5 protein-coding genes are annotated in these 8,367 nt (G+C 66.7%); 2 read left to right on the top strand and 3 right to left on the bottom strand.

The genetic code is table 11. The features are described from left to right. Nucleotides 1–435 precede the first annotated feature (435 nt). Nucleotides 436–1,422: a nucleoside hydrolase gene (locus QO014_RS10340; protein WP_266348592.1), complete on the bottom strand. Its 987-nt coding sequence runs from the start codon at nucleotides 1,420–1,422 to the stop codon at nucleotides 436–438. A 256-nt stretch (nucleotides 1,423–1,678) separates the two neighbouring features. Next, entirely contained in the window at nucleotides 1,679–3,853 is a 2,175-nt protein-coding gene (locus QO014_RS10335; protein WP_266348591.1) for a primosomal protein N', read from the bottom strand. A 233-nt stretch (nucleotides 3,854–4,086) separates the two neighbouring features. On the opposite strand from QO014_RS10335, the gene QO014_RS10330 reads away from it, so the two are divergent. Further along, nucleotides 4,087–6,582 carry a transglycosylase domain-containing protein gene (locus QO014_RS10330; RefSeq protein ID WP_266348590.1) on the top strand — a complete coding sequence of 832 codons (2,496 nt, stop codon included), beginning with the start codon at nucleotides 4,087–4,089 and terminating at the stop codon, nucleotides 6,580–6,582. A gap of 149 nt (nucleotides 6,583–6,731) precedes the next feature. Continuing rightward, entirely contained in the window at nucleotides 6,732–7,409 is a 678-nt protein-coding gene (locus tag QO014_RS10325; RefSeq protein WP_266348589.1) for a DnaJ domain-containing protein, read from the top strand. Nucleotides 7,410–7,453: 44 nt separating this feature from the next. On the opposite strand, the gene QO014_RS10320 is transcribed toward QO014_RS10325, so the two are convergent. Further along, entirely contained in the window at nucleotides 7,454–8,305 is an 852-nt protein-coding gene (locus QO014_RS10320) for a sugar phosphate isomerase/epimerase family protein (RefSeq protein WP_266348588.1), read from the bottom strand. Nucleotides 8,306–8,367 lie beyond the last annotated feature (62 nt).

Below are 8,367 nucleotides of genomic sequence, written 5' to 3'. Positions count from 1 at the left end.
TCTCCTCTCCCGCTTGCGGGGGAGGTCGGGAGGGGGTTCGCACGCTCAGGCCTTGGGGTTGCATTCCCATGCCACGGCACTCAGCCTGCTCTCCCGGTGCGCGGGAGAGAGGGCGGGCCGTGCGCTTCGTCCTCCTGCTTCCTTCTCCTCTCCCGCTTGCGGGGGAGGTCGGGAGGGGGTTCGCACGCTCAGGCCTTGGGGTTGCATTCCCATGCCACGGCACTCAGCCTGCTCTCCCCGGTGCGCGGGAGAGAGGGCGGGCCGTGCGCTTCGCCCTCCGGCTTACTTCTCCTCGCCCGCTTGCGGGGGAGGTAGGGAGGGGGCCGCACGCTCAGGCCTTGGGGTTGCATTCCTATGCCACGGCACTCAGCCCACTCTCCAGCTCTCCCCCGCTTCGCGGGAGAGAGGGCGGGCTGAGCCTGTTCGACCGGCGAGCTATTCTCCCCGCGTCTTGGCGCCGTCGACGATCACGTTGAAATAGAGATCGAGGAAGCGCTGGGCATCGACTTCAATGCAGACCGTGTGCTCCGGCCGGCCGGCCCAGGCGCTGGCGGCGGCTGGGAAGCGGCGCGTATTCGGCATCTGGATGGTCTGGCCGATGGCGATGCCCTCGGTGACGACGCGGATCGGGCCGCTGCGAACCGCGTAGAGCGTGGGATCGAGGACATAGGCGACGGCCGAGGAATCGTGGCCAAAGACGCCGTCAATGCCAGCCGCCTTGCGGTAGAAATCCTCGTAGAAGCGCGTCACATCCCAGAGGAACTGCCCGCCCTTGCCGCCCTTGTCGCGGATCTCGGCCATGTAGGCCGTCGTCATCACGCATTCCTGCGTCACGTCGAGGCCGAGAACGACGACCGGCCATGCAGCCGCGAACATTTCATCCGCCGCATGCGGATCGCCGATGATGTTGGCCTCGGCCACGGGCGTCACATTGCCGGAATGGCCGTGATAGCCGAAGGCGCCGCCCATGATGACGACTTCCTTGACCAGCGCAGCAATGCCGGGGTCCTCGCGCAGCGCCAGCGCCAGATTGGTCATGCGGCCGACAGCGACGATGGTGATCTCGTTCGGATGCTTCCGCACCATGTCGATGATGAAGCGGTGGGCCGGCAGTTCATGCGGCGTCGCGTGGATCACGTCCGGCAGCGGGATATCGCCAAGGCCATTTTCGCCGTGGACATGAACCGGCGCGGGCTTCGATTCCAGCACCAGCGGCGTGCCGGCACCGGCGGCGACCGGCGCGGCGATGTTGAACAGGTCCTTGACGTAGAGCGCGTTGCGCGTCGCGGTCTCGACGGGGATATTGCCGAAGACGGTGGTGATGCCGACCAGGTCGACCTCGGGCGCGAATTCCAGCATCAGAAGCGCCATGGCGTCGTCGACGCCAATATCCGTATCGTAGATGACCTTGTGGAGCGCCATGGCGGGAATCACACTTCTCAAGAAGGAGGCTGGAACAGCCCGGCGTGAGCCAGGCGGGCGGGGAAATATGGGCTAACCCGCTTGGGGGCGAACGGCAAGCATCTATGACAAGCACGGCCTGCCCTCTCTCCCGCGAAGCGGGGGAGAGCTGGAAAGGGGGTCTTGCCTAATATCCGGGCGGACCCGGCCGCTGGCCCCCTCCCTAACCCTCCCCCGCTTCGCAGGAGAGGGGACAGACGAGGCCAGCCCCGGCGCTTCACATGAAACTCTGCGGGTCGATGTCGACCTGGACCTTGATGCTGCCGCGCGGTGGCGGCGCACTGGTGAGCCAGGACCGCAGGAAAGCCTGCATGTCGACATTGCGCGGCGCCTGCAGCAACAGGCGGAAGCGGTGGCGGCCGCGCAGCACGGCGAGCGGCGCCTCGGATGGGCCGAGCACCATGACCGGCCCCGTTTCCGGAGCGGCGCGACGAAGCGCGGTCGCATAGCCGAAGGCGGTGGCGCGATCGGCGGCCGAAACGATAATGCCGGCGAGCCGGCCGAAGGGCGGCAGGCCGGAGACGCGCCGGGCCTCGATCTCACGGGCGTAGAAGGCCTCGCGGTCGCCCGAGGCAATAGCCGCGATGACGGGATGCTCCGGCGCATAGGTTTGCAGGAAGGCGCGGCTTTCGCCACCCGCCCGGCCGGCGCGACCCGTCACCTGCGCCAGCAGTTGGAAGGTCCGCTCGGCGGCGCGCGGATCGCCATGGGCGAGACCGAGATCGGCATCGACGACACCGACCAGCGCCAGCAGCGGGAAATTGTGTCCCTTGGCGACCAGTTGCGTGCCGATGATGATATCGGCCTCGCCCTTGCGGATCGCCTCGAATTCGAGCCGCATCCGCTTCACCCCGCCCAGAATGTCGCTCGACAGCACGATGCGGCGCGCATCGGGGAAGCGGGTCTCGACCTCCTCGGCGATGCGCTCGACGCCGGGGCCGCAGGCGACCAGGCTATCCTCCGCGTCACAGACCGGGCAACGATCCGGCCGCGGCTCGGTATGGCCGCAATGATGGCAGACGAGCTGGCCGCGGAATCGGTGCTCGACCAGCCAGGTCGAGCAGTTCGGGCACTGGAATCGATGTCCGCAGGCGCGGCAGAGCGTCAGCGGCGCGTAACCGCGCCGATTGAGGAAGAGCAGCACCTGCCCCTTGGCGGCGATGGTCTCCTCCATCGCGGCCACGAGCGGGGGCGCCAGGAAATGGCCCTTCTCGGGCGGCGTGACGCGCAGATCGACGGCGTGGATATCGGGTAGCTTCGCAGCCGCATAGCGGCTCGTCAGCACGATGCGACGATAACGGCCCTGATCGGCATTGACCCGGCTCTCGATCGAGGGCGTCGCGGAGGAGAGGACGACGGGAAAGCCGCCTATATGGCCACGGACGACGGCCATGTCGCGGGCATTGTAGATGACGCCCTCGTCCTGCTTGTAGGCCGTGTCGTGCTCCTCGTCGACGACGACGAGGCCCAGCTCCCGGAACGGCAGGAACAGGGCCGACCGGGCGCCGATCACCGCACGGACCTCGCCCGAGGCGACGCCGCGCCAGACGCGCTCGCGCATGCGGGGGGCGAGCTCCGAGTGCCATTCGGCCGGACGCTCGCCGAAGCGGCGGGTGAAGCGTTCGAGGAAATCGTTGGTGAGCGCGATCTCCGGCAGCAGCACCAGCGCCTGCCGGCCCTTGCGCAGCGTTTCGGCGAGCGCCTCGAAATAAACCTCCGTCTTGCCCGAACCTGTCACGCCGTCAATCAGCGTCACCGAGAACGCGCCCTCGTCGACGCTGGCGCGCAAGGTGGCCGCAGCCTCGTCCTGGCCATCGTCGAAGACCGGTCGTGCGTAATCGGGGTCGGGTGCGGCAGTCAGGGGCGGCGGTGGCAGCGAGAAGGTTTCGAGCACGCCCTGCTCGATCAGGCTCGTCACCACGCTCGAGGACACGCCAGCGGCGGCCGCAAGGCCGCTCTTCGGCCACGGCGCGCCATCCGCCAACAGATCGAGCACACGCTGGCGCGCCGCCGTTGCCCGGTCGGGAAGCACGCCGGTGCGGCGTACGGCGATCGTCTCACGCTCAGGCTCCAGCGCATCGGGCGCGCGCAAGACCATGCGCAAGACCATGCCGCGCGGCGTCAGCGTGTAATGGGCGACCCAATCGACGAACTTGCGGATGGTCTCGTCGAGCGGCGGGGAATCGTAGCGGTGCGATACCGGCCGCAGGCGATTATGACCGACCGAGGCATCGGGCGGATCGTCCCAGACGGCGCCGATGATCTCGCGGGGGCCGAGCGGCACGCGCACAATATCGCCCGGCGCGAGGTCAAGCCCGGCCGGCTGGCGATAGGTATAGGGTCCGTCGACCGCCAGCGGCAGCAGGACGGAGACCGTGCGGGCAGGCTCCAAACCCGAATCCCCTTGTCGAGAGGCCCGAACATGGCCTCGCACAGGCCCGAATGAAAGACGTCGCGGCAGGGCTGCGACCGCATGCAATCGTGGAAACCGTCGAAATCTTAGCGAATTAGCGAGGATCGGCCTGCTAGACTGGTTAACGGTTATCTGGATTTCCCCTGAAATCGCCGCATTCGTCCGTCATTCGACGACAGATGGGCGAGGCTGAAAAGGAACCCGAAAGCAGCATGGCGAGACCGCTCCCGCGCCGAGAACGGATCGAACCTGTGCTCGATCGGTCCGCCGAATCCTCTGAATCCTCCGACAGCGAGTTCGACATCCGCCTCGACGCGAATGATCGGACAGCCGGCGCGAGCAAGGCCGCGCCCAAGCGCAGCCGGCGCGCGGCCGAGGACGACGATGTCGAGGACGCCGAATTCTTCGACGTCGACGAAGACGAGCCACGCCCGCGTTCACGCCGCGCCACGCGCAAATCGTCCGCCCGCCGCAAAGCCAGGCGGCGGCGCGGCGGGGGAGATGGCGGCGGCTTCAGCCTGTTCCGTGCATTCCGCCGAACCCTGAAATGGGGCATCATCCTCGGCGTCTGGGGCATCGTGGCGCTGGTCGGCGCGGTCGGCTATTACGCCACCAAGCTGCCTTCCGATGCCGACTGGTCGGTGCTGCCGAAGCGGCCGCCCAACATCAAGATCCTCGCCAATGACGGCACGTTGATCGCCAATCGCGGCGATACGGGCGGCGAATTCGTCAAGCTCGACGAATTGCCGGCCTATCTGCCTCAAGCCGTGATCGCGATCGAGGATCGGCGCTTCTACAGCCATTTCGGCATCGACCCCATCGGACTTGCGCGTGCCGCCGTCACCAATCTGCGCTCCGGCGGCGTCGTCCAGGGCGGCTCGACGCTCACCCAGCAGCTCGCCAAGAATCTATTCCTGAAGCCGGAACGGACATTCGATCGCAAGCTGCAGGAAGCGATCATGGCGGTCTGGCTCGAGGCGAAATACACCAAGGCGCAGATTCTCGAGGCCTATCTGAACCGCGTCTATCTCGGCGCCGGCGCCTATGGCGTCGACGCGGCCTCGCGGCGCTATTTCGGCAAGTCGGCGCGCGATATCTCGCTGAAGGAAGCCGCTATCCTCGCGGGCCTGCTCAAGGCGCCGTCGCGCTATGCGCCAACCAGCAACCAGAAGGCGGCGGACGACCGCGCCGATGTCGTGCTGGGCGCGATGCACGATGCCGGCTTCATCACCGCCGCCGACGAGAAGAAGGCCGCGGCTGTCGTCATCACACCACGCGAAGAAGGCGATGGCGGCAGCGCGCGCTATGTGGCCGACTGGGTCGCCGACCTCGTGCCCGATGTCGTCGGTGCGCTCGACCAGGACGTCATCGTCGAGACGACGATCGATGCGCATCTTCAGGATGCCGCCGGCCGCGCCGTCACCGAAACGCTGGACAAGAGCGGCAAGACCTATGGCGTCAGCCAGGGCGCGCTGGTGGCGATCGACGGGACGGGCGCGGTGCGCGCCCTCGTCGGTGGCCGCGACTACCAGAAGAGCCAGTTCAACCGCGCGGTCGAAGCCAAGCGCCAGCCCGGCTCGGCCTTCAAGCCCTTCGTCTATCTGACGGCACTCGAATTCGGCCTGACGCCGGAAACGGTTCGCATCGACGAGCCGACCCGGATCGGCAAATGGGAGCCGAAGAACTACGAGAAGACCTATAAGGGCCCGATCACGCTGCAGACGGCGCTCGCGCTGTCGATCAACACCGTCGCCGTGCAGCTCGCCAACGAAGTGGGGCCTGCCAGCGTGGTCAAGACGGCCGAGCGGCTCGGCATTCACTCGCCGCTGCAGCCCAATCCGTCGATCGCGCTCGGCACGTCGGAGGTGAGCCTGCTCGAGCTGACCGACGCCTATGTGCCTTTCGCCAATGACGGCTATGCGGTGCCGCCGCATGTGATCTCGGCCGTGAAATCGGTCGACGGCAAGACCCTCTACCAGCGGCCCGAGACCAAGCCGACGCAGGTCATCGATCCGACCTATATCGGCATGATGAACTCGATGCTGCAGGATACGCTCTCGCGCGGCACGGGCCGCAAGGCGGCGATCGATGGCTGGCCAGCGGCCGGCAAGACGGGCACGACCAACGATTCCCGTGACGCCTGGTTCATCGGCTACACCGCGAACCTCACGGCCGGCGTCTGGCTCGGCAATGATGATTTCAAGCCGACCAAGCGCATGACGGGCGGCAGCCTGCCGGCGCAGATCTGGCATCGCTTCATGGTCGAGGCGCATAAGGGCGTGCCGGTCGCGAACCTGCCGGGCGACTATACCTTCCGCGATCCGAACGCCTTCCAGGCTGATGCGGCGCCACAGCAGACGATCGGCCAGGGCCAACCCGCACCGGCCGGCTGGCAGGATCCATCCGGCAGCGGTTATCCGCAGCAGGACAACACGCCGACCGGCAGCACGCAGCCGGCCGTCGGCTCAGACGGCAATTATGCCGCCGCGCCCGATCCGGAGGCGAGCGACGGCACGCCCGGCCCCAACGATCAGGGCTATTACGGCAATGGTCAGCGCGTGATCCAGCAGGAGCCGCTTTGGGGCAACGATCCCTATACGGTTCAAAATGGCGGCCCGGTTCCGCCAGCCGATGTCGGTCAGGATGGATCGTACCAGACCCATCCGCGCCAGGGCGGGGGTTTCCTACGGCGGCTTTTCGGCGGCTGAGCGTTCGGCCCGTAGCGCGACGGTGGACATTGACGGTTCGGCGTGGTTCGTTGCCCGCCGATCCGTTGCCGGTGGCTGATTTGCCTCCCAGGCCGGCGGATTTGCATCATTCGTTCCGCCATGTCCGAAGGCCAGGGAGCGCCCTCATATTGGACCCGAAGCGTCGCCTTTACGAGGAATTGGGCGTCCGCCACGACGCGACCCCGGCCGCGATCGACAAGGCCTATCGCCAAAAGGCGCGCAAGGCTCATCCCGATACGGGCGGAAGCTCGGAGGCCTTCCACAAGCTCAGCCATGCCTATGCGATCCTCTCGGATGCCGACCGGCGCAAGGCCTATGACGAAACCGGTTATGAAGGTGAAATGGCGGGCGAGAACATCGCCGATCGGGCCATGGCGCATATTCACGAATTGGTCAGTTCCGTTCTGGAAAGCGACCTGCCCTTCGAGGGTGTCGACCTGGTCACCGCGATCGGCGACACGCTCGCGCGCCAGCGCGCCGAGATCGGCGCCGCGATTCGCAAGCTCGAAAGCCAGGCCAAGCGTGCCGACGCGATGGCCAAGCGGTTCCACCGCAAGAGCGGCCAGAAGGGCGACAATCTGATTCGCGCCGCCATCGAGCGCCGGGCGGCCGATATTCGGCAGAACGCCGAGCGGACGCGGCATCAGGAGGCGATCTTCGCCAAGGCGATCGACCTGATCGCCGATTATGATTTCGAGCACGAAGCGCCGAAGCCAACCGTCGCAGCCACCCCAAGCCCCAGATCGGGCGCCGACCCGATCATAGCGAGTGTTAAGGCCGGACGGGCAGCCAAGAGCGCATCCTGACGAAACAGACCCTGAGGACGCGCCCGGAGACGGCCCGGGCGGTCTCAGGCGGCCTGGCGCCCCTCGGAGAAATAGGCGCGGATGAAATCGCGCTCGATCGCGAGATGGGCCCGCTCATCGGCATCCGGACCGTCATAGATCAGCGTATAGGGGCCGCCGAAACCAGCTGCCTCCGCTGCTTCGAGGCAGCGCCTGTAATCGGCGGCGTCGAGTTCGCCGGAGCGGAAATCCGCCTTGGCATGGCAGCAAACGGCCCGTCCGAAGATCGCCTCGAGATCGGCATATTTGGTGGCACCCGACCAATTGCCGAAATCGCCATTGAGCGCGACGGTGCCTTCGAGCCGGTCGAACAGATAATCGACATGCTCGGGCGTCGCCAGCAGGTCGAACCAGTTCTCCGTCACGATCGAAACGCCGCGCGACGCGCCATAACGTCCAAGCCGCCGGAGGCCGGCTGCGCTGCGATCCAGCGCCTCGCGCGAGGGCTGCGCCTTGCCGGCAATGACGCGGGCCTGTTCCGCGCCCAGAAGGGCTGCGGCGTCGATCCAGCTTTCGATCCAGGCCAGATCGCGCTCGGCCGTCTCCGGGTTGGTGATGTCGCCATATTCGATCAGGAGCGTCTGCAGCCGCACATGGCTCGCCGCGAGCGCCGAACGAACTTCGGCGAGATAGCCGGCATGACGCGTCGGGATGTGGAACGAACAGATCTCGACCCGGTCGACATCGAGTGCCGCGACGGTCTCCGGCAGATCCAGAAGGGTGATCTCGCCGAACCCATAGGTCGGCTCCGCATCCGGCACGATGTTGTTGTCGGGGCGATTGGGAAAGGTGAGCCCAAGGGCACGATGCAGGCTCCAACTCGAAATGGCGAGTGAAGGCGCGGACTTCTCAGGCATGGACAATTTCCTCGGCAGCGGCCCTTGATCCGGGCACTCTTTTCGCGCGTGAGTCTAGGACG

Source organism: Kaistia dalseonensis (assembly GCF_030814715.1).
Classification (GTDB): domain Bacteria; phylum Pseudomonadota; class Alphaproteobacteria; order Rhizobiales; family Kaistiaceae; genus Kaistia; species Kaistia dalseonensis.
The sequence above is the reverse complement of the archived record's forward strand: the minus strand, read 5'-3'. Positions and strand labels throughout refer to the sequence as shown.

Coding starts and splice junctions, on each gene's coding strand:
- QO014_RS10320 (WP_266348588.1), bottom strand. CDS start 8,305: ATGCCTGAGAAGTCCGCGCCTTCACTCGCCATTTCGAGTTGGAGCCTG.
- QO014_RS10330 (WP_266348590.1), top strand. CDS start 4,087: ATGGCGAGACCGCTCCCGCGCCGAGAACGGATCGAACCTGTGCTCGAT.
- QO014_RS10340 (WP_266348592.1), bottom strand. CDS start 1,422: ATGGCGCTCCACAAGGTCATCTACGATACGGATATTGGCGTCGACGAC.